Raw genomic sequence first — 21,310 nt, 5'->3', positions numbered from 1 at the left:
CGCGGAACAGTGCGAGAAGAACAGCACGAGAAGAACAGAGCGAGAAGAACAGAATCCCTTGACTGATCAACCCGACGACGAAGAGATCGATCTCAACGCGCTCAGCGACGAGGATCTCACCGCCCAGATGCACGACGACCTCTACGACGGCCTGGCCGACGAGATCGCCGAGGGCACCAACATTCTCCTCGGCCGTGGCTGGTCGGCCGACAAGGTGCTCAACGACGCATTGGTCGAGGCCATGCGCATCGTCGGCATCGACTTCCGCGACGGCATTCTCTTCGTCCCCGAGGTGCTACTCGCCGCCAACGCGATGAAGGCCGGCATGGCGATCCTGCGGCCGCTCCTGGCCGAGACGGGCGCCGAGCCCATCGGTTCCGTGGTGATCGGTACCGTCAAGGGCGACATCCACGACATCGGCAAGAACCTGGTCGGCATGATGCTCGAGGGCGCCGGTTTCGAGGTCCACAACCTGGGCATCAACACCGACGTCGACGAGTTCCTGGCGGCCATCGAGGAGCACAAGCCCGACATCATCGGCATGTCGGCGCTGCTCACCACCACCATGCCCTACATGAAGGTCGTGATCGACACGCTCGTCGAGAAGGGCATGCGAGACGACTACATCGTGCTCGTCGGCGGCGCCCCGCTCAACGAAGAGTTCGCCGAGGCCATCGGTGCCGACGCGTACTGCCGCGACGCCGCGGTCGCCTCCGAAACCGCCTCGTCTCTGGTCGCCGCCCGCCGAGCGGCATGAGCCCCTCGCCGCGCGTGTTGATCCTCGCGTGCGGCGCGCTGGCCCGCGAGATCCGCGACGTCGCCCGGCTCCACGAGCTCGACAACGTCACCCTCGAGTGTCTGCCGGCCTCGCTGCACATGACACCGCAGCACATCACCCCCGCCGTTCGGGATCGGCTGTCCCGCCATGGCGACGAGTTCGATCGGGTGCTGATCGGCTACGCCGACTGCGGTACCGGCGGACATCTCGCCGACCTCTGCGGGGAGCTCTCCACCGAGTCGCGCCCCGTCGAGATGATGCCGGGGGCGCACTGCTACCAGTTCTTCACCGGGGCCGACGCGTTCCTCGCCATGCACGATGCCGACCCGACTGCCTTCTACCTGACCGACTATCTCGTGAAACACTTCGAGCGCATCATCATCGGTGGTCTCGGGATCGCCGCTCATCCGGAGCTCGAAGAGATGTATTTCGGCAACTACACCAAGATGATCTATCTCGCGCAGACCGACGACCCCATTCTCGACGAGAAGGCCAAGGCCGCAGCGGCTCGCCTCGATCTCGTCTTCGAACGCATCGCCACCGGCTACGGCCAGCTCGAGTCCGAGATCCTGGAGGTCGCCCGATGACCCGCGCGGGCCGCCGTCGGGCCGCCTCGCCCGGCATCGTCACCATCTTCTGGCGCGACATCCCCGCCCAGATCACCGTCACCACCCCTGACGGCGCCAACGAGAAGGTGCTGCTCGAGCCCCGCTTCCAGCACGCCATCGACCGCGCCGCACACGTTGCGGGCCTCACCGAGACCCAGAGCTATGTCGAGCAGTGGCGACGCGTCGCGGCGCCGCTCGAGGGCGACCCGACCGAACTCGCGCAGGCCACCGCCGACGCGATCCATTCCGACTACCCCCGAGACCGCCTGGAAGCCCTTGTGGCCGCCGGCGGGATCGAGCCCGATGGAGGGCCAGACCAGTGACCGACACCGTCATCAGCTCCGCAACCAAAGAGGTCGTCATCGGCTTCGATCGTCCCTTCGTGATGATCGGTGAGCGCATCAACCCCACGGGCCGCAAGCTCCTCGCCGAAGAGATGAAGAACGGCGACTTCAGCCGGGTCGAGGCCGACGCCCTCGCACAGGTCGCCGCCGGTGCCCACATGCTCGACGTCAACGCCGGCATCCCGCTGGCCGACGAGCCGGCACTGCTCGCCCAGGCGATCCAGCTGGTGCAGTCGGTCACCGACGTGCCCCTCGCCATCGACTCGTCGATCATCGAAGCGCTCGAGGCCGGCATCGCCGTCTATCAGGGCAAGCCGCTGATCAACTCGGTCACCGGTGAGAACGAGGTGATGGAGCGTGTCCTCCCGCTGGTCGCGAAGCACGGTGCCGCCGTCGTCGCCATCTCCAACGACGAAACCGGTATCAGCGAAGACCCCGACGTGCGTTTCGAGGTGGCCAAGAAGATCGTGCTCGCCGCGGCCGACTACGGCATCCCGAAGGAGGACGTGATCGTCGATCCCCTGGTGATGCCGATCGGCGCGATGGGCACGGCCGGCCAGCAGGTGTTCGCGCTCGTCCGTCGCCTCCGCGAGGAATTGGGCGTCAACACAACGTGCGGCGCCTCCAACGTCAGTTTCGGCCTGCCCAACCGCCATGCCATCACCGGCACCTACCTGGCCATGGCCATCGGTGCCGGAATGACGTCGGCCATCATGAGTCCCCTTCACGACGAGGTGAAGACCGCGATCATGGCCGCGGATGTGCTCGCCGGTCAGGACAAGGACTGCTCGGCGTGGATTCAACAGTTCCGCGACCCCAACGCCGGCACCGGGGCCGGCGGCGCGCGTCGTCGGGGTGGACGCCGCCGCGGCGGCGCGGCGACCTGAGCACGGCGGCCGCATGACCGAGCCCGCATGACCGACGCCGATGTCACCGTGGTCTTCACCCCCTCGGGGGTGAAGACCCGCGTCCCGGCCGGCACCACCCTGCTCGACGCCGCCCGTTCGGTGGCCGTCGACCTCGACTCCACCTGCGGAGGCCGGGGCCTCTGCGGCCGGTGCCAGGTCCGGCCCGCGTTCGGCGAGTTCGCGAAGTGGAAGATCGCCTCGACCCCCGACGACGTGAGCGAGTGGACCTCGAGCGAGACGAACTATCGCGGCCGCCGCCCCATCGCCGACGGCAACCGGCTCGGTTGCCAGGCGCTGGTGTGCGGCGACCTCGTCGTCGACGTACCGGCCGAGAGCCAGGTTCACCGTCCCGTCGTGCGCAAGAAGATCGACCTCACCGGGCTCACACTCGACCCGTTGGTCGTGGCCCGCTACGTCGAACTACCGTCCCTCGACCTCGGTGACGAGCGGACCGACGCCGAGCTGCTCGCCACCGCGCTCGAGGCCGACTGGGGCATCACCGACGCCATCGTCGACGCCCGCTCCCTGCCCGACCTCCAGCTCGCCATCCGCACCGGCAAGCGCGCGGTCACCGCGATCGTCCACACCGACGGCACGGTCATGCACGTGCGACCCGGTTTCGACGAGACCGTGCTCGGCCTGGCGATCGATGTCGGGTCGACCACCATCGCCGGCTACCTCGTCGACCTCGCCACCGGCGAGGTCATCGCCGGCGGCGGCGCGATGAACCCGCAGATCCGCTTCGGTGAAGACCTCATGAGCCGGGTGTCCTACGTGATGATGAACCCGGGGGGCGAGCGAGAACTCACCGCCGCGGTCCGAGCCGCCCTCGACGGCATGGTCGACGAGCTCGCGGCCGACCTGAGCGAGGAGTCGGTCGACCTGCGCCGCCGCATCCACGATGTGGTGCTGGTCGGCAATCCGGTCATGCACCATCTGCTGTTGGGCATCGACCCCACCCCGCTCGGCGCCGCCCCGTTCACCCTCACCGTCGGCGCGCCCGTCGACCTCCGTGCCGACGAACTCGATCTCGACCTCCCGTTCGCCCGAGCCCATGTCGGCCCCTGCATCGCCGGCCATGTCGGCGCCGATGCCGCCGCAGCGACGCTGAACGAGGGCACCCACCGCAGCGACCACCCGCAACTGATGGTCGATGTGGGGACCAACGCCGAGATCGTCCTCGGCACCGCCCGCGCCACGTATGCCGCGTCCTCCCCCACCGGCCCGGCGTTCGAGGGCGCCCAGATCAGTTGCGGCATGCGGGCCACCGCCGGGGCCATCGAGCGCATCCGCATCGACCGGGCGACCTTCGCACCGCGCTACAAGGTCATCGGATCCGATCTCTGGAGCGACGAACCCGGATTCGCGGAGGAGACGGCGAAGCTCGATGTCGCCGGCCTCTGTGGCTCGGCGATCATCGAGATCATCGGCGAGATGTACCTGGCCGGCGTGTGTGACCAGAACGGTGTCGTCCAGGGCGCACTCGCCGCGGTCACGGACCGGGTGAAGCCCGACCATCGCACGTTCCGCTACGTCATCCGAGCCGCCGAGGGCGACGACCCCGAACTCGCCATCACGCAGGACGACGTGCGCCAGATCCAGCTCGCCGGGTCGGCGCTGCGGGCCGGCATCGATCTGCTGATGGAACACGCCGGGATCGACGAGGTGCACGACGTCCGGCTCGCCGGTGCGTTCGGCGCCCACATCGATCCGCTGTACGCGCTGGTCCTCGGCCTCGTCCCCGACTGTCCGGTCGAGGGTGTCCGTGCCGTGGGCAACTCGTCGGGAGCCGGCGCCGTGCGGATGCTCGTATCGGCTGCCCAGCGGGCCGAGATCGCCGCCGCCGTCGACGGCATCGAGAAGATCGAGACGGCGACCGAACCCCGCTTCCAGGAACTCTTCGTCGCCGCCATGGCGTTCCCGCACGACACGGCACCCAGCCCCCATCTGGCCGGCATCGTCGATCTGCCGCCGCGCCTCGCCGAGTCGGCATCCGGCCGCCCGAAGCGGCGGCGACGACGACCGCCACCGACCTAGCGTTCGAGACGGCGGGCCGGGCCACGCCACCACCGCCTCCTCGATCGTCTGATGGCCATCGGGGAGCACCAGCCTCTTCCTCACCCGTCTGGTGAAGTCGGGCCTCAGTCGGCTCCCGGCGGGCGCCGTCGGCCGATGAGATTCGCGGCCACCGCCGACGCCCGAGCCGGATACGCGATGAACGGGCCCTGCCGCTCGACCGGCAACGCGTCCCGGAACAGCACCCGCCACGCGATGTAGACGACGATCACGCCGTGGGTGACCGCCATCATCCAGAAGAACATCCGCGGCGAGCCTGCGGCCATGAGCGGCGCAGCAATGAGTGGCCCGAAGACCGCACCCACGCCGTTGACCCGCACCAGCGCGGCCGAGGCGGAGGTGAGCTGTGACTGCGGCAGCCAGTCCGCGGTGAACGCGATCGTCAGCGAGTAGAGCGGGAAGATCACGCCGCCGAGCATGACCATCATGACGATGGCTGCCCAGCTCCCGGCCGGCAGCAGGGCGAGCGCCGCCGAAAGGGCCGAGGCCGAGGCCGCCACCCACCACATCACCGTGCGTCGCGAGATGCGGTCCGAGATCCAACCGATCGGGAACTGGAACACCAGCGACCCGACCAGCGGGGCGGCGAGGAAGAGCGAGATCCGTGAATCGGGCACGTCGGCCACGGCCGCATAGACCGCGCTGAGGCCCAGCAACACGCCCGCCGAGGTCCCGACCCAGAACGAACTGATCACCCCGGTGGGCACTTGACGCAACAACTCTCGAAAGGACAGCGGCTCGGGAATCCCCATCGGCGGTGCGCTCGAGGCCGACAGCGTGACCGGCAGCACCGACGACGACACCAGCACCGAGGTGAGCACGAACAGCTCGAACCCGTCGGGGTCGGCCACCTCGAGGAGGAGCTGGCCGATGGTGAGACCACCCATCGAGGCCATCATGTAGGCCGAGAGCAGGCGACCCCGGTTGGCGTTCGTGGCGATGTCGTTGAGCCATGACTCGGCGACCACGTAGAGACCCGCCATGCACATGCCGGTGGCGAAGCGCATCAGCCCCCAGGAGACCGGCGAGATGAAAACGGCGTGCACCAACACCGCCCCCGACGCCGTCGACGCGAGAGCCGAGAACACCCGGATGTGACCGACCTTCGCCAGCAGAAGCTCGGCCGAACGACTCCCGACGAGGAAGCCGGCGAAGTACATCGCCATCACCACACCGATCGCGCCGAGGGAGAAGCCTTCGGACTCACTACGGACACCGATGAGCGAACCCTGCAGGCCGTTGCCCGCCATGAGCAGCGCGATACCGACCAGCAGGCCGCGCGCAGCGGCGGTCGGATTCCCCTCGACGTAGGGTCCCCCCTCGAGCGCGGTGTCGTCCTCGGTGTTGCTCACTTCAGATGCGGCTTCCGTGTCACCGTGGCAGTCAAACAGCGGTGGGTGGGATGGGGAACCGAGAACCGGTCGCCGGGCCCGACCTCGCCGGCGGCGACTCGTAGGAACCCGATGTTGCGACGCAGTCGCGGTGAGTGACAGGCCGACGTGAGCGTACCGACCTCGATGCCGTTCCGCAGTGCCGGAAGCACACGTGGCATGTCCCCGTCGGTGAACGTGCCGAGGTCCGGACCGTCGAGATCGACGCCCACGATCTGCGTTCGCGGTCCCGCGGTCCGCTGGATGGTCAGCGCGGCCTTCCCGATGAAGTCGTCGGGCTGATCGAGATCCACCATCCAGCCGAAGCCGCTGCCGACCTCGAGCGGCGTGGTGGCAGCGTCGATGTCACAGCCCAACGAGAGCATTCCCGCCTCGATCCGTCGGACATGGTTCGGGGCCGCGGCGACGATGTCGTGACGCTCGCCGGCCCGCATCACCGTGTCCCACCATCGCTCGGCCCGTGCGTTGTCCTCGGCTCGTGCGTCGAGAACGTAGACCTCGAAGCCGTCGGTGCCACCCCACCCGGTGCGGGCGATCACCAGATCGAGGTCGTCGCGATGCCGCCGAGCCAGTCGGTAGTAGCCGAGGTCGGGGAGCTCGTCGCCGAAGATGTCCTCCATCACGGCCGCAGCGTGCGGGCCCTGGATCTGCACCGGTGCGACGTCGGGGACACGCACCGTCACGTCGAAGGGCCCGGCCAGGGCGAGTGCCTGGCACCAGAGATGAACGTCGGCATCGGCGGCCCCGAGCCAGAAACGATCCTCGTCGAGCCGCAGCACCACGGGATCGCAGATGATGCCGCCCTCGGCGTTGGTCATGAACGCGTACTTGGCCTGGCCGACCTCGTGGCTGGAGAGATCACGAGTGACGATCGACTGCATGAACGCCATCGCGTCGGGACCGGCGATCTCGACCTGACGTTCGTGGGCGACGTCCCAGAGCGTGACCCCGTCGACGAGGGCCCAGTACTCGGCCACGGGGTCGCCGTAGTGCAGCAGGTGGTACGTCTGGTTGGCCACGCTGAGCGCAGCTCGCGTCGGGTCGGCGATCTCCAGGGCACGTCGCAAGAACGGGGATTCCTCTATGCGGGCGTATCGGGTCAGAGGCAACAGCCGCTCCTCACCGAAAAAGCGTAGCGTCAGGCTCTGCGGGCCGCGAGGGCCGTTGGCATACTTCTTCGGCATGATCCGTGTCGAACGGGCGCTCGTCCGCCACGCCAGCCCACAGGGCCGCCGGTGGTTGTCCTTCGTCGACCCGGTCCGACAGTTCCTGGCGAACGATCTCGACGAGGTCGGGCCGGTCCTCGATGCCGCCGAGGCGGCCGCACACGAAGGCTGCTGGGTCGCGGGGTTCGTCAGCTATGACGCGGGCCCGGCGTTCGACTCGGCCATCCGGTCACATCGCGATCCCGGTGTGCCGCTGGTCGCGTTGGCCGCCTTTGCCGATGCGAAGCCTTCGCGCGGACCTGCCGGACGGGTTTTCACCACCGGCGAGTGGACCGCGTCGAACACCCAGGATCGATTCGAGTCGTCCGTGCGTTCCATCCGCGAACGCATCGCCGCCGGCGACACCTACCAGGTCAACTACACGATGCGCCTCCACGCTCGGTTCGAGGGCGACCCGGAAGGATTGTTCGCCGCACTGTGCCGTGCCCAGCGGGCCGATCACCTTGCCTTCATCGACCTCGGCGACGCCGCCGTGTGCTCGGCGTCGCCCGAACTCTTCGTCCGCCGTTCCGGACGCATGGTCGAGACGCGCCCGATGAAGGGCACCCGGCCGCGCCACCCCGACCCGACCGTCGATCGTGACCTGGCCGACGAGCTGGTCGCGAGCGAGAAGGACCGGGCCGAGAACACGATGATCGTCGACATGGCCCGCAACGACCTCGGCCGCATCGCCGACGTCGGCTCTGTCGACACCACTGCGCTCCACACGGTGGAGAGCTATCCGACCGTCCATCAACTCACCTCCACGGTGACCGCCACCACCGATGCATCGCTGCGGGAACTGTTCGCCGCCACCTTCCCCGGTGCCTCGATCACCGGCGCGCCGAAGGTCGCCACGTCGAAGATCATCACCGAACTGGAATCCGAACCACGCGGCATCTACACCGGCGCGGTCGGCGTGATCGAGCCCGGGGGCGACGCCGAGTTCAACATCGCGATCCGCACGGCATGGGTCGACCGCCGCCGGGACCGGGCCGTCTACGGCGTGGGCGGGGGCATCGTGTGGGACAGCGACGAGACCGCCGAGTGGAACGAGGCGCACGACAAGGCTCGCGTCCTCCATCGGGCCACCCGCCCGTTCCGGCTGCTCGAGACACTCGGGTGGGACCCGGGGGCCGGCCCGATCCTCCTCGACCGCCACCTCCAGCGCCTGGCCGCATCGGCCGCCCACTTCGGCTTCGACTGCGACATCGACGAGGTCAACCGTCGCCTCGGCGCCGTGCGGGCCGACACGGCCCGCCGAATCCGGGTACTGCTCTCCCCCGACGGCGCGCTCGAGGTGCAGGTGCTCGACCCGCCACCGGCGCGGCACGAGCCCTGGGTGCTCACGCTCGACTCCGAGCCGGTGAGGAGCGACGACGAGTTCCTCCGCCACAAAACCACCCGCCGAGACCGCTACGAGGCGGCAACCGCTCGGGCCCGCAAAGCCGACGATGTCGTGCTCTGGAACGAGCGAGGCGAGGTGACCGAGACGACCGTCGCCAACCTCGTGGTGGAGCTCGGCGGCGAGGCCGTGACTCCACCCGAGTCGAGCGGACTCCTACCGGGCACATTCCGCGCCGAACTCCTCGCCAACGGCCGCATCCGTGAAGCCGTGGTCACCATCGACGATCTCGCCCGGGCCGAGGCCATCTGGGCCATCAACTCCCTCCGCGGCTGGATTCCGGCCACGCTTCGCGTTGCGTCGAGTTCGGCTGGCGCCGAACTCGCCGGCCCTGAAGCCAAAGGTGGGACGGGGGTCTGACCCCACTGTCCCAACCAGAAGGGACGCTGGGGTCAGACCCCTGTCCCACCCTGGTCCGACCTCGGCCGAGCTCAGAGGCGGTGACGGTGGAAGGCGACGGGTTCGGGGGCGAGCGGCGTGTTGCCGAGGATGAGGTCGGCGGCCTTCTCGGCGAGCATCATCACCGGGGCGTAGATGTTGCCGTTGGTGACGTAGGGCATCGCCGATGCGTCGACGACGCGAAGGCCGTCGACGCCGCGGACCTCCATCGATGTCGGGTCGAGCACGGCGTCGGGGCCCACGCCCATCTTCGCCGTGCACGAGGGGTGCAAGGCGGTCTCGGCGTCGTTGCGTACCCACTCGAGGATCTCTTCGTCGGTCTCGACGCCGGGACCCGGCGACACCTCACCACCGTTGAACGACGCCATCGCCGGTTGACCGAGGATGCGACGAGCGTGACGTACCGCCTCGACCCACTCGCGCCGATCGTTCTCGGTGGACAGATAGTTGAACCGCAGGGCCGGCTTCTCACGCGGATCACGGCTCTTGATCTCGACGGAACCACGGGTGTCGGCGTACATCGGGCCGACATGGACCTGATAGCCGTGACCGCCCTCCGGCGTCGACCCGTCGTAACGAATGGCGATCGGCAGGAAATGGAACATGAGGTTCGGATAGTCGACGTCGTCATTGCTGCGGATGAACCCACCGGCCTCGAAGTGGTTCGATGCCCCGGGGCCTCGTCGGAACAGCCACTGCAGCCCGATCCAGGGGCGTCTCCAGAAGGCGAGGTTCGGCTGCAGCGAGACGGGCTGGGTGCAGGCGTACTGCACGTACACCTCGAGATGGTCCTGCAGGTTCCGGCCCACACCGGCGACATCGGCCACCACGGGAATCCCGTGGCGTTCGAGCAACTCGGCCGGGCCGACGCCCGACAGCTGCATCACCTGCGGCGTGTTGATCGCACCCCCGCAGAGGATCACCTCGCCGGCCTCGACGACCCGGGTCCGACCCCGGCGGCGGTACCCGACGCCGGTGGCCCGCGTGCCGGTGAACCGCACCTTGTCGACCATCGCCCCGGTGACGAGATCGAGATTCGGTCGCGGGAGTGCCGGGTGGAGGTAGGCGCGGGCCGCGCTCAGCCGCCGGCCCCGATGGACGTTGCGGTCGAACGCGTTGAACCCTTCCTGGCGATGGCCGTTGACATCGCTCGTTCGGGGATGACCCGCCTCGACGGTCGCGTCGAGGAATGCCTCGAAGAGCGGATTGGTCGCCGGCCCTCGTTCGAGGATCAACGGGCCGTCGTCGCCCCGATGATCCGGGCCGTCATCGGGCGCGAGGCAGTTCTCCATGCGCTTGAAGTAGGGCAGGCAATGGGCGTAGTCCCAGGTGGCCATGCCCGCGTCGGTGGCCCAGCGCTCGTAGTCGAGCGGGTTGCCGCGCTGAAAGATCATTCCGTTGATGCTCGACGATCCGCCGAGCACCTTGCCCCGGGCGTGGTGGATCCGCCGTCCGTTCATGTGGGGCTCGGGTTCGGATTCGTACTTCCAGTCGTAGAACCGATTGCCGATACCGAACGACAGCGCGGCGGGCATGTGGATGTAGACGTCGAACTTCCAGTCTCGGCGGCCCGCCTCGAGCACGAGAACCGACACCGACGGGTCGGCCGACAGGCGGTTCGCCATCGCACAGCCGGCGGAGCCCCCGCCGACGATCACGTAGTCGTAGCGATTCCCCACTCGATCCCCTGTTTCGTTCAATCACCCACGGCCCGCATGAGTTGCGCCTCACGGCGAACCACCATAGAGAGCGCGCCGAGTACCACCGCGATGCCGATCACCTGGACTGCACCCACGGACTGATCGAGGAAGATGACGCCACCGATCGTGGTGAGCACCGGAACCGCGAGCGTGAGCATGGAGCTCACCGACAGGCGCACCCGCGCGTGGGACCAGTTCATGAGCAGATGCCCGGTGCCGGGCACCGCGAGGAGCGCAGCCAGCCACACCCAGTTCGACGCGCTCGGCACGTCGACACCGCCGGCATCGACCAGCGAGACCGGGAACAGCACGACCACGCCCACGATCCAGATGCAGGCCTGGAACTCGAGCGCCGGCACCTCGGTGCGAGCCTCCTTGCCCAGCGCGAAATAGGCGGCGAAGAACACCAGGGCGACGACCGAGAGCAGGTCGCCGCGCAGGCTCCACGAGTTCGACGATGACGCGCCCGACATCACGAGGCCCACGCCGAGAAGGCAGACCACGGTCACTCCCACCAGAAATCGGGTGACCTGTTCGCCGAATCGTCGGGCGGCCACACCCATCAGCAGCAGCGGCACGAGTGAGCCGATGACGGTGGCACTGGCCACGGTCGTGGACTTGAGCGCCACGAAGAAGACGGCGATCTCCAGCGCGATGGCCGCCCCGGTGGGTGCAGACCTGATCACGTGGCGCACCGTGAGACGGCGTCCGCTCACGTACACGGCCGCCGTGTAGACCACGGCGCCGAGCAGGATCCGCCAGAACGCGATCTGGATACCCGGCATCGGCACCTTGGTCACCATGATGTTGCCGGCGGCCCAGGCCGCGACGGCCACCGACGAAGCGCCCAGTCCGAGCCTGAGCTCCCGTGGTGAGAGTGCAACCGCCGTCATCGGGACAATCTCGCACGATCCCCCGCCGGGAAGCGGCATGATTGCGGCCGTGACCGCGCCGAACGACCGGGCCCGCCTCCAGCGACGCACCCTGCTCACCCTGATCGCGTCGGTGGGACCGGCGGGTATGGGAATGGCGGGCGGCTTCGCGGCCACCACACTCGCGGCGAAGGAGATCGTGGAGAACGAGAGTCTGGCGACGCTCGCAGCCACGATGATCAGCATCGGCGCCGCGCTCGTCGCCGTGCCCCTGGCCCGCTTCATGGGTCGTCGAGGTCGTCGCCCGGGCCTGCGGATCGGCTGGACCATCGCCGGCATCGGGGCGTTGCTCGCCGTGATCGCAGTGGAGACCACGGCCTATCCGCTCCTCGTGCTGGGCACCCTCGGCATCGGCGCCGGCAACGGCACGAACCTCGCCGCTCGCTACGCCGCCGCCGACCTCGCCGATGACGACCGTCGCGCCCGTTCGATCGGCGTGCTCGTCTGGGCCGCCTCCATCGGCTCGATCCTCGGCCCCACGGTGGCCCTCGGCGCCACCGAGCCGTTCGCCGAGGCATTCGGCCTGAAGGCACTGTCCGGGCCGTACCTGATGGCCATGACGGTCTTTGCTCTCGCCGCGCTGATCGTCGAGATTTTCCTTCGCCCCGATCCGTTGTTGACCGCGACCGGCGGCGATGGCATCACGGCCGTGCGCGGGCCATCGCTGCGGCAATCGTTCGCCCACATCGCCACCAACCGCGTCGCGGTGATCGCGGTCGGCGCAATGGCCGTGGGCCAGGCCGTGATGGTGGCCGTGATGACAGTCACCCCGCTCCACATGGAGGACGGCGCCCACCAGAAGCGGATCATCGGCCTCGTGATCTCGTTGCACATCGTCGGCATGTATCTGTTCGCGCCGGTCGTCGGCTGGCTGGTCGATCATCTCCCGAGCAGCCTCATCGTGGGCACGGCCGGGATCACGCTCTTCCTCGGTGGCGAGCTGGCATCGCACACCGATGCCGAAGATCGTCTCGGCGTGTTCACCGGGCTCTTCCTGATCGGACTCGGCTGGTCGTTCGCCATGATCTCGGGCAGCTCGCTGCTGACCGGCGCCTTCGCTGTCGCCGAACGGGCTGCGGTGCAGGGCGCCGCCGACTTCACGATGACCGCCTCCGGTGCCGCGGCCGGGCTCGCGTCGGGCGTGGTCGTCGAGGCGTTCAGCTACCACGCGCTCAGCCACTGGGCCGGCGTGGCCGCCCTGACGCTGGTGGCGGCCGCGCTCTATCCGACGGTCACCCGCGTCCGCACGCCCTCGGCGGTCTGAGCTCGCGGGAACAGAGCACCGCCGGTCTCGGTTGCACCGGTCATGACCGAACCCACCTCTCCCACCATCGGGCTCCGCCACGCGGTGCTCTGGGTCAGCGACCCCGCCGCGTCGGCGGCCTTCTACACCGAGGCGCTGGGCCTCGTGATCGCCGCCGAGATGGGCGGCGCCGTTTTCATGACCTCGCCGGGAAGCGCCACCGACCACGACCTCGGGCTGTTCCAAGCCGCCACCGTCGCCCGCCCCGCAGCTCGCCAGATCGGCCTGTACCACCTGAGCTGGGAGGTGTCGACGCTCGAGGAACTGCGTTCTGCTCGCGAACGACTGCGGGCGATGGGCGCCTATGTCGGTGAGAACAATCACGGCGTCAGCCGCTCGGTCTACGCCCAGGATCCCGACGGGCTCGAGTTCGAGGTGATGTGGGAGGTGCCGGTCGAACTGCTGGCCGAGGACGAGCCGGCCAACATCCCCCTCGATCTCGATGCCGACGATGCCCGGTTCGGCGCCACGACCCCCGGGCGCGGGGCCCGCTGAACGGCGAGCTACCCGGTGTACAGGCGCTCGTAGCGAGGGCCGAGCGACGTGAGCAGCTCGTAGGAGATCGTGCCGGCGGCAGTGGCCACCTCGTCGATCGGGCAGTGGTCACCGATCAGTTCCACCGCGTCACCCGGTTCGACGGGCAGACCGGTCACGTCGACCACGATCAGATCCATCGAGACCCGCCCTACGATCGGCGCCGCGACCCCGGCAACGTGGGCGATTGCCCGGTTCGACGCAGCACGATGGAAGCCGTCGGCGTAACCGACCGGCACCACTGCGTGTCGCTCAGGTTTCGTCACCTCGTATGTGGCCCCGTAGCCCACCCGGTCGCCGACGCCCACGTCGCGCAGCTGCATCACCGGCGCCTCGAGCACCACTGTCTGACGGAGCGGACTCGGTCGACCGGCGATCGGCCATCCGCCGTAGAGCGCCACACCGGGCCGCACCAGATCGAGGTGGAACGACGGGTCTCGGAAGGTCCCGGCCGAGTTCGCCAACGAAGCCACGCCACCCGGAAATCGGCGTCGGACCTCGCGAAATCTCGCCAGCTGCTCCTCGGACTGCGGACTCTCCGGGTCGTCGGCGCTCGCGAGATGGCTGAGCACGTGGCGAAGCTCGAGGCCGTCCAACGCGGACGGATCGGCGGCGACGGCGTCGACCTCGACCGGCGTGAGGCCGGTGCGGTTGATGCCGGTGTCCACATGGAGCCCGACGGGCAGCGCGGTGCCGTGTGCGGCGCTGGCCGTGCGCCAGCCGGCGAGCTGGTCGCCACTGATCACCAGCGGGACGAGCCGATGCGCGATCAAGTCGCCCTCGGTTCCCGGCATCGCACCGTTGAAGACATTCACGACCGCGTCCGGAAGCGCGGCCCGCAGCGCGATGCCCTCCTCGACACTGGCGACGAAGAACTCCCGGCAGCCCACGTCCCACAGTCGGCTGACCACCGGCACCAGGCCGAGCCCGTACGCATCGGCCTTCACCGCCGCCCCCACGGCGGCACCGGCGGCCACGTCCACGAGGTGGCGATAGTTGTCGGCGACCGCATCGAGGCGAATCGTCAGCCGGGGGCGGGTCAGCGGCACCGCCCCAGTCTGCCCTACCCGTCGACGAGCGAGGTCCCGCACCCTCAGCCGACGCCGATGAGGACCACGCCGGTCACCACCGTGACCAGTCCGCCGAGCTGCCACCAGCGCAACGGGTGCTGCTCGAAGAGCGCCGCGAGCACCACGGTCACCGCCGGGAACATCGAGGCCGTCACCGTGATCTCGCTGAGCGATCCCCGCTGTGCGCCGGCGACGAAGGCACCGACCCCCGACCCGGCGAGGATGCCACCCACGATCCCGACACGAGCCAGCGAACGCGGCACCAACAGCGGCACGCTGCGGCCGAGAGCGATCATCGCCAGCACGAGGAGCGCCACCGCTCGCTGCGCGACGGTCGTCCACATCCCGCTCTCGGCATCGGCCTGACCGATGAACGTCAGCGACACACCGAAGCAGGTACCGGACGCCAGGCCCCACCCGACGCCGGCGATCGCGCGGTCACCGAGCTCCGGCGAGAACGTCGTCGCGGTGAGCCCCACGAGCGCCACCACGATTCCCACCACGACGAACCCGGTGAGGGACTCGCCCGTGGCGATGCTCCAGCCGACCGGGATGGTTGCGGTCAGTACGCCGGTGACGGGTGAGACGACGGAGGCCGATGCCACTGTCATCCCGTGATAGAGCAGCACCAACGCGAAGCCGACCGTGAGTCCGCCCAGGGCGCCGAAGCCGACGTCACGCCACAGCAGTTCGCTCGGCACGAAAGTCATCATGGACGCGGCGGTCAGGGTGCCGACACAGAGGAACGTGACGACGGCGGTGAAGGAATCGACGCGTCGGGCCAGATACCCCCCGAGGAAGTCGCTGGTTCCGATCGCGAGCGAGAAGTAGACCCCCAGCGCCAAGACCACGGTGGGTGCTAGTTCCGGGGCTCGCGGGGAAGGCCGAGGATACGCTCGCCGAGGATGTTGCGCATGACGTTCGAGGTACCGCCCATGATCGTGTAGGCGGGCGCGTAGTTGATCGCCCGGGCGAGCTCGGGATCGGCCGTGGCCGCCATGCCCAGCTGGCGGGCGGCGAAGTCGGCCACCCGCTGCTCGTGCTCGGTGCAGAAGCACTTGGTCGCGGCGCTGAACCCGGCCGGCGCCTGCTTGAGCGCTTCCCGATAGACGAGGATGCGGCCGATGCGGTAGCCGATCTCGAGCTGCGCGATCTCCTGACGCACGCGAGGATCGTCGGTGTCAGCCACTTCGAGTGCACGGTCGTAGAGCGGCTGGTTGCTCACCAACCGGTCGATGCCACCCCGCTCGTGCTCGAGCTGCGCCATCGTCTGCTTGAAGGCGTCGCCCTCGACGCCGACCAGGTTCTCGACCGGCACCCGCACGTCGGTGAAGTACACCTCGCAGAAGTGGGCGTTGGTCGTCATGTCCTTGATCGGTCGCACCTCGATACCGGGCAGATCCATCGGCACGATGATCTCGCTGACTCCACGGTGAGGTGGGCCCTCGTTCGACGTGCGACCGATCAGGTAGCAGTAGTCGGCCACCGCGGCGAACGACGTCCAGATCTTCTGTCCGTTGATCACGAACTCGTTGCCGTCGCGCACCGCCGATGTCGTCAGGCTGGCCAGGTCCGAGCCGGAGTCTGGCTCACTCATACCGATGCACCACGTGGTCTCGCCGCTGAGCATGCCGGGCAGGAACTCGGCCTGCTGGTCCGCCGTGCCGTAGGCGATCAGTCCGGGGCCCATCTGGCGATCGGCGAACCAGCTCGCCGCGATCGGCGCGCCGACCTTGATCATCTCCTCGCCCATGACGATGCGTTCGATGTTGGGCCGGCCACCGCCGCCGAACTCGGTGGGCCAGGTCATCCCGATCCAGCCGTTGGCGGCGAGCACCCTGGAGAACTCCTCGGAGTACCCGTTGATCCACGAGTCGGTGTGCGCCCCGAACTGCGCCACCCCCTCGAGCGCGACCGCGCGCACGCGAGCCCGCAGATCCTCCAGTTCCGGCGGCAGCGAGAAGTCCAACATCGCCGCTCAGACTACGCCCCGTGGGCGGGAGCCGGGTCAGCGGCGGGTGGGCGGCTGGACGTATTGCCAGCCGAAGCGACCCTTGATGCAGAGATGTCCGTGGGTGACCGAATGATCGGCCGGCGAGGTGACCTTGACGATCGTGTCGTCCTGGGTGTGGAGTTCGAGGTTGCAGCCGACGCCGCAGAACGAACAGACGGTGGTGGTCACCGCTTGTTCCTCGGGCCGCCACTCCCCCATCTGACGCAGGTCGAACTCGGTCTTGAACTGGATCGCGCCGGTGGGACACACGCCGATGCAGTTGCCACAGTAGACACACGCCGAGTCGGGCAACGTGACGTCGAACTCGGTCGAGATGCGAGCTTCGAAGCCGCGCCCGCTCACGGCGATCGCGAACGTGTACTGCGCATCGTCGCCGCAGGCTTGGACGCACTTGTAGCAGAGCACGCACTTGTCGTAGTCGCGGATGTAGAGGTCGTCCTGCACCAACACCGGCTCGTCGATGCGCTCGGCCGGAAGCTCGGGCTGGTCGTAGCGCTCGGGGTCGGCACCGTACTCGTCGATCCAGCGGGCGAGGTCGTCGGTCTGGCTCAGATCGACGCCCGAACCGAGGAACTCGAGCACCATCCTGCGGCTGTGGCGCACCCGTTCGGAGTCGGTGTCGACGACCATGCCGTCCTCCACCGCCCGCGCACACGACGGCACCAGCGCCCTGGATCCCTCGACGTCGACGACGCAGACGCGACACACATTGACCGGCGTGAGGTTCTCGGCCCAACACAACGTGGGCGTGTCGATCCCCGCCGCCTCGCACGCCCTGTGGATCGACGTCCCCTCGGGGACGTCGACGGTCGCGCCGTCGATCGTCAGGGTCACCGGCACCTCGCTCACGCGTCGCTGCCGATCAGTCCGAGGGCGAGGGCCGAGTCGATGGCCGATGCGGCGGTGTGGCCGAGGCCACAGATCGAGGCATCGACCATCACCCGACCGATGTCGTCGACGAGGGCGCGGCGGGCCGGCGTGAGCACGCCCGTGCGCTGGATCTGGATCAGCGTCTCGTGCTGCCGCACGGTGCCGACCCGGCACGGCACGCATTGCCCGCAGCTCTCGTCGCGGAAGAACTCGGCGAGGCGCACGCAGACGTCGGTCATGTCGATCTCGTCGGTGAAGGCCATCACCACGCCGGACCCCAGCGTGGTGCCCCGCTCGCGGGTGTCCTCCAGTGTCAGCGGCAGGTCGAGGGCGTCGGGGCCGACGAACGAGCCGGCAGCGCCGCCCATGAGTACGGCCTGCAACCGGCCGCTGCCGGTGAGGCCGCCGGCGAGGTCGAGCACTTCGCCCAGGGTCGTGCCGAACTCGACCTCGTAGACGCCGGGTCGCGCGACCCGACCCGAGAGGCACAGCAGTTTGGTGCCCGGCGATCGGTCGGTGCCCCGTGCCCGGTAGGCCTCAACTCCGTGGCGCACGATGTCGAGCGTGTTGAGCAGGGTCTCCGGATTGTTGACCGCCGTCGGCTCCCGGAAGAGACCGTGGGTCGTGGGGAACGGCGGCTTGCTGCGCGGCTCGCCCCGGAACCCCTCGATCGACGCGAACAGGGCCGTCTCCTCGCCACAGATGTAGGCCCCCGCGCCGCGACGGATCTCGATGTCGAACGTTTGTCCCGATCCTGCCGCATCGGGACCGAGCAGACCGGCCGCTCGGCACTGATCGACGGCGTGGCGAAGGCGGGCGGTGGCCATCGGATACTCGCCCCGGATGTAGATCCAGCCGTTCTCGGCCCCGGTGGCGAACCCGGCCAGGGTGAGCGATTCGACGACCGCGAAGGGGTCGTTCTCCATCACGACGCGGTCCTTGAACGTGCCCGGCTCGCTCTCGTCGCCGTTGGCCACGACGTGCTTCGGTCGGCCGTGCTCGGCCGCGACCGCCTTCCACTTCACGCCGGTGGGGAACGCGGCGCCGCCGCGTCCGGACAGCCCCGAGTCGGCGACGGCGTCACACACCGCTTCGGGCCCCAGCTCGATCGCCCGGGCCAGCGCCTCGTAGCCGCCGTGGGCCCGGTAGGAGTCGAGCGAGGTCGGGTCGACCACACCGACGCGGGCCAGCAGCCTCAGCGAAGGGTCGCCCCGCTGAGGGATCACCGGGCCGTTCGCCGAGGTATCGGCCGGTACGTGATCGGGCCCGCCCACGCCCTGCACGAACCGAGCCGGTGCCCGTTCGCACTGGCCGAGGCACGGCGAGCGATGAACGTGGCCGCCAGCCGCCTCGATGTCGGCGACGAGTTCCTCGTTCGCGGCGATCTGACACGCTGCGTCGACGCACACGTGGGTGACGGCGCCGCCGTGATCGGGCTCGTCGACCCGGAACATCTCGTAGAAGGTGGCGACGCCATGGGCCTCGGCCGGCGGCACCTGGAGGAGATCGCAGACGTGGTTGAGCCCGCCCGGCGAGATCCATCCCTTGGCGTTCTGGAGTGCGTGCAGCGCCGGCAGCAGCAGGTGACGCCGCTCGTGGCGTCGTCGACCGCCGCCGATGACGAGACGTTCGGTCTCGTGCACCACGGCGGGATCGTCGCCGATCGCCTGGTTGACCGCCGCGACCTCGATGTCGTCGGGGTCGTCGGGGCCGATGAACAGGTCAGCCACCGGCACCCAGCTTCTCGACGCGTACCGCGGCAGCCTTGAACTCGGCGGTGCCCGAGCGGCGGTCCCATTCGTCGTTGGTCAGTGTGTTGACGTCGACCAGCTCGGGGAAGTGGAACGTGGTGAAGGCCAGCCCCACCGGCAGGTCCACCTGGACCCGGACATGCATCTCCACGGCCCCGCGAGGCGAGGTCACGCGAACCCGTTCGCCGTCGCCGATGCCCAGTCGGGCCGCGTCGTCGGGGTTCAGGTCGATCTCGTCGCCATAGCGGATGGGCGACGCATACGCGTTGGACTGCACCCCTGTGTTGTAGCTGTCGAGCGCCCGGCCGGTGGTGAGCCGCAGCGGAAACTCGTCGGTCAGCTCTTCCTTCGGCCCTTCGAAGTCGGTGATGCTGAACGGCGCGGGGTCCCGGCCGCCCAGGTCCGCCTCCCACAGCCAGCCGTGGAGGAAGGGCGAGCCCGGGTGGTCGAGGTCGGGGCACGGCCATTGCAGACCGCCCTCGGCCTCGAGCCGGGCGTAGCTCATTCCGGCGTGCAGCGGCGAGAGCGTCCGCAACTCGTCCCACAGGTCCTCCGGCGACGGCGTGCCCCAGTCGACCCCGAGTCGGGTGGCCAGATCGCCGAGGATCTCGTGATCGTGACGGCACTCACCGGGCGGTGTCACCGCAGCTCGCACCCGTTGCACGCGCCGCTCCGACGAGGTCACCGTGCCCTCCCCCTCGGCCCAGCCGACCGAGGCGGGGAGGACCACGTCGGCCATTTCCGCGGTGCGGGTCATGAAGATGTCCTGCACCACCAGGATGTCGAGGCCGCGCAGGAGGGCGCGGGCGTGTTCGACATCGGCCTCGCTGTCGGCCGGGTTCTCGCCGATCACGTAGACGCCCTTCAGCGAGCCGGTCTCCATCGCTTCGAACATGAGGGTCAGGTGCTTGCCCGGTTCGTGCGGCAGTGTCATTCCGTAGGCGGCCTCGAACTTGGCCTGCGCGACCGGATCGCCGACGTCCTGGAAGCCGGGGAACTTGTCGGGCAGGGCGCCCATGTCGCCGCCGCCCTGGACGTTGTTCTGACCGCGCAACGGCACCAGCCCGGAACCCCAGCGACCGATGTGGCCGGTGAGCAGCGCGAGGTTGCACAACGACAACACGTTCTCGACCGCGTTGTGGTGCTCGGTGATGCCGAGCGTCCACAGGATCTGGGCCTTCTCCGCGGTGGCGTAGGCGTGGGCCATGTCACGGATGGCGTCGGCGGGTACGCCGGTGCGGCGTTCGGCCTCGTCGAGCGTGTAGGGCTCGACATGGTCGCGATAGGCGGCGAAACCCGACGTCGAGTGGGCGATGAAATCCTCGTCGTGGAGCCCCGCCGCGATGATCTCGCGACCGACCGCATTGGCCAGCGCGATGTCGCTGCCGACGTCGATACCCATCCACACATCGGCGAACTTCGACGAGCTGCTGCGTCGCGGATCGATGGCGTACATCCGGGCGCCGCCGTCGAGCCCCTTCAGCAGATGATGGAAGAAGATCGGATGGGCCTCGCGGGCGTTCGATCCCCACAGGAGTACGACATCGACCTCTTCGATCTCCTCGTAGGAACAGGTGCCACCGCCCGCTCCGAACACTGTCGCCAGACCGACGACGGAAGGAGCATGTCAAGTGCGATTGCAGGAATCGATGTTGTTCGACCCCATCGCCGTGCGGATGAACTTCTGCGCGGCGTAGTTCATCTCGTTGGTCGATTTCGAGCAGCTGAACATGCCGAACGCACCCGGCCCGTGCCCGTCGCGGATCGCGGCGAAGCCGGCGGCGGCGCGAGAAAGCGCCTCGTCCCAGGTGGCTTCGCGGAGGGTGCCATCGTCTCGAACCATCGGCGTGGTCAGTCGATCGAGCGGCGCTGCGTAGGTCTTGCCCTTGCGGCGACGTCGAGCGGTCGACCCCTGCGTGCGGTTGTCCATGCTGCGAACGTACCGCAACGAGAAACGTCGTGGCCGACGCCCGAGATCGTGATTTCTGTGGATCCACGCTCATGCCGGCGCCCGAACGTGCC

Annotated in this window: 18 protein-coding genes; 8 read left to right on the top strand and 10 right to left on the bottom strand. The window is 68.8% G+C overall.

Translation table 11 applies throughout. From position 1 onward, the window contains the following. Nucleotides 1-58 precede the first annotated feature (58 nt). Genes RIB98_09225 through RIB98_09205 form a run of 5 tightly spaced genes read left to right on the top strand, consistent with a single transcriptional unit; the run spans nucleotide 59 to nucleotide 4,675 of the window. A complete protein-coding gene (locus tag RIB98_09225) occupies nucleotides 59-757 on the top strand; it encodes a B12-binding domain-containing protein (GenBank protein ID MEQ8841152.1) in 699 nt (232 codons plus the stop codon). After that, nucleotides 754-1,365, top strand: coding sequence for a DUF1638 domain-containing protein (locus tag RIB98_09220; protein MEQ8841151.1), 612 nt, complete (start codon nucleotides 754-756; stop codon nucleotides 1,363-1,365). The genes RIB98_09225 and RIB98_09220 overlap by 4 nt, the downstream gene beginning before the upstream one ends. Beyond that, nucleotides 1,362-1,709, top strand: coding sequence for a virulence factor (locus RIB98_09215; GenBank protein ID MEQ8841150.1), 348 nt, complete (start codon nucleotides 1,362-1,364; stop codon nucleotides 1,707-1,709). Before RIB98_09220 ends, RIB98_09215 begins: the two co-directional genes overlap by 4 nt. Next, nucleotides 1,706-2,617: a dihydropteroate synthase gene (locus RIB98_09210; GenBank protein MEQ8841149.1), complete on the top strand. Its 912-nt coding sequence runs from the start codon at nucleotides 1,706-1,708 to the stop codon at nucleotides 2,615-2,617. Before RIB98_09215 ends, RIB98_09210 begins: the two co-directional genes overlap by 4 nt. A 27-nt stretch (nucleotides 2,618-2,644) precedes the next feature. Next, nucleotides 2,645-4,675: an ASKHA domain-containing protein gene (locus RIB98_09205; protein ID MEQ8841148.1), complete on the top strand. Its 2,031-nt coding sequence runs from the start codon at nucleotides 2,645-2,647 to the stop codon at nucleotides 4,673-4,675. Between the two features lie 104 nt (nucleotides 4,676-4,779). On the opposite strand, the gene RIB98_09200 is transcribed toward RIB98_09205, so the two are convergent. After that, nucleotides 4,780-6,066, bottom strand: coding sequence for an MFS transporter (locus RIB98_09200; protein MEQ8841147.1), 1,287 nt, complete (start codon nucleotides 6,064-6,066; stop codon nucleotides 4,780-4,782). Continuing rightward, entirely contained in the window at nucleotides 6,063-7,214 is a 1,152-nt protein-coding gene (locus tag RIB98_09195) for a glycine cleavage T C-terminal barrel domain-containing protein (protein ID MEQ8841146.1), read from the bottom strand. Before RIB98_09195 ends, RIB98_09200 begins: the two co-directional genes overlap by 4 nt. A gap of 73 nt (nucleotides 7,215-7,287) precedes the next feature. On the opposite strand from RIB98_09195, the gene pabB reads away from it, so the two are divergent. Further along, a complete protein-coding gene (gene pabB / locus RIB98_09190) occupies nucleotides 7,288-9,075 on the top strand; it encodes an aminodeoxychorismate synthase component I (protein MEQ8841145.1) in 1,788 nt (595 codons plus the stop codon). A 71-nt stretch (nucleotides 9,076-9,146) separates the two neighbouring features. Here the strand turns inward: pabB and betA are convergent, their stop codons facing one another. Together betA and RIB98_09180 are read right to left on the bottom strand one after the other, a co-directional pair. After that, the gene (gene betA / locus RIB98_09185) at nucleotides 9,147-10,793 is read right to left on the bottom strand and encodes a choline dehydrogenase (protein ID MEQ8841144.1); all 1,647 of its coding nucleotides are present in this window, start codon (nucleotides 10,791-10,793) and stop codon (nucleotides 9,147-9,149) included. Between the two features lie 17 nt (nucleotides 10,794-10,810). After that, the gene (locus tag RIB98_09180; GenBank protein ID MEQ8841143.1) at nucleotides 10,811-11,707 is read right to left on the bottom strand and encodes a DMT family transporter; all 897 of its coding nucleotides are present in this window, start codon (nucleotides 11,705-11,707) and stop codon (nucleotides 10,811-10,813) included. Nucleotides 11,708-11,756: 49 nt separating this feature from the next. On the opposite strand from RIB98_09180, the gene RIB98_09175 reads away from it, so the two are divergent. Together RIB98_09175 and RIB98_09170 are read left to right on the top strand one after the other, a co-directional pair. Continuing rightward, the gene (locus tag RIB98_09175; GenBank protein ID MEQ8841142.1) at nucleotides 11,757-13,010 is read left to right on the top strand and encodes an MFS transporter; all 1,254 of its coding nucleotides are present in this window, start codon (nucleotides 11,757-11,759) and stop codon (nucleotides 13,008-13,010) included. A gap of 42 nt (nucleotides 13,011-13,052) precedes the next feature. Further along, on the top strand, nucleotides 13,053-13,544 hold the full coding sequence (locus RIB98_09170; GenBank protein MEQ8841141.1) for a VOC family protein: 492 nt from the start codon (nucleotides 13,053-13,055) through the stop codon (nucleotides 13,542-13,544). An 8-nt stretch (nucleotides 13,545-13,552) separates the two neighbouring features. On the opposite strand, the gene alr is transcribed toward RIB98_09170, so the two are convergent. Genes alr through RIB98_09140 form a run of 6 tightly spaced genes read right to left on the bottom strand, consistent with a single transcriptional unit; the run spans nucleotide 13,553 to nucleotide 21,143 of the window. Next, nucleotides 13,553-14,632: an alanine racemase gene (gene alr, locus RIB98_09165; GenBank protein MEQ8841140.1), complete on the bottom strand. Its 1,080-nt coding sequence runs from the start codon at nucleotides 14,630-14,632 to the stop codon at nucleotides 13,553-13,555. A 44-nt stretch (nucleotides 14,633-14,676) separates the two neighbouring features. Continuing rightward, nucleotides 14,677-15,504 carry an EamA family transporter gene (locus RIB98_09160; protein ID MEQ8841139.1) on the bottom strand — a complete coding sequence of 276 codons (828 nt, stop codon included), beginning with the start codon at nucleotides 15,502-15,504 and terminating at the stop codon, nucleotides 14,677-14,679. An 8-nt stretch (nucleotides 15,505-15,512) separates the two neighbouring features. Beyond that, a complete protein-coding gene (locus RIB98_09155) occupies nucleotides 15,513-16,625 on the bottom strand; it encodes an acyl-CoA dehydrogenase family protein (GenBank protein MEQ8841138.1) in 1,113 nt (370 codons plus the stop codon). Between the two features lie 36 nt (nucleotides 16,626-16,661). Beyond that, nucleotides 16,662-17,516, bottom strand: a complete 855-nt coding sequence (locus RIB98_09150) for a 2Fe-2S iron-sulfur cluster-binding protein (GenBank protein MEQ8841137.1) — start codon at nucleotides 17,514-17,516, stop codon at nucleotides 16,662-16,664. After that, nucleotides 17,513-19,267, bottom strand: a complete 1,755-nt coding sequence (locus tag RIB98_09145; protein ID MEQ8841136.1) for an NAD(P)H-dependent oxidoreductase subunit E — start codon at nucleotides 19,265-19,267, stop codon at nucleotides 17,513-17,515. The genes RIB98_09150 and RIB98_09145 overlap by 4 nt, the downstream gene beginning before the upstream one ends. Then, nucleotides 19,260-21,143: a molybdopterin-dependent oxidoreductase gene (locus tag RIB98_09140; protein MEQ8841135.1), complete on the bottom strand. Its 1,884-nt coding sequence runs from the start codon at nucleotides 21,141-21,143 to the stop codon at nucleotides 19,260-19,262. The genes RIB98_09145 and RIB98_09140 overlap by 8 nt, the downstream gene beginning before the upstream one ends. Between the last annotated feature and the right edge of the window lie 167 nt (nucleotides 21,144-21,310).

This window comes from Acidimicrobiales bacterium, from assembly GCA_040219515.1.
In the GTDB taxonomy this organism is placed as follows: domain Bacteria; phylum Actinomycetota; class Acidimicrobiia; order Acidimicrobiales; family Aldehydirespiratoraceae; genus JAJRXC01.
This window is presented reverse-complemented; position numbering and strand designations above follow the sequence as displayed.

What these genes read in the sequence shown, in the direction of transcription:
- RIB98_09205 (MEQ8841148.1), top strand. Translation starts at nt 2,645, where the DNA reads ATGACCGACGCCGATGTCACCGTGGTCTTCACCCCCTCGGGGGTGAAG.
- pabB (MEQ8841145.1), top strand. Translation starts at nt 7,288, where the DNA reads ATGATCCGTGTCGAACGGGCGCTCGTCCGCCACGCCAGCCCACAGGGC.
- RIB98_09220 (MEQ8841151.1), top strand. Translation starts at nt 754, where the DNA reads ATGAGCCCCTCGCCGCGCGTGTTGATCCTCGCGTGCGGCGCGCTGGCC.
- RIB98_09155 (MEQ8841138.1), bottom strand. Translation starts at nt 16,625, where the DNA reads ATGTTGGACTTCTCGCTGCCGCCGGAACTGGAGGATCTGCGGGCTCGC.
- RIB98_09170 (MEQ8841141.1), top strand. Translation starts at nt 13,053, where the DNA reads ATGACCGAACCCACCTCTCCCACCATCGGGCTCCGCCACGCGGTGCTC.
- RIB98_09180 (MEQ8841143.1), bottom strand. Translation starts at nt 11,707, where the DNA reads ATGACGGCGGTTGCACTCTCACCACGGGAGCTCAGGCTCGGACTGGGC.
- RIB98_09215 (MEQ8841150.1), top strand. Translation starts at nt 1,362, where the DNA reads ATGACCCGCGCGGGCCGCCGTCGGGCCGCCTCGCCCGGCATCGTCACC.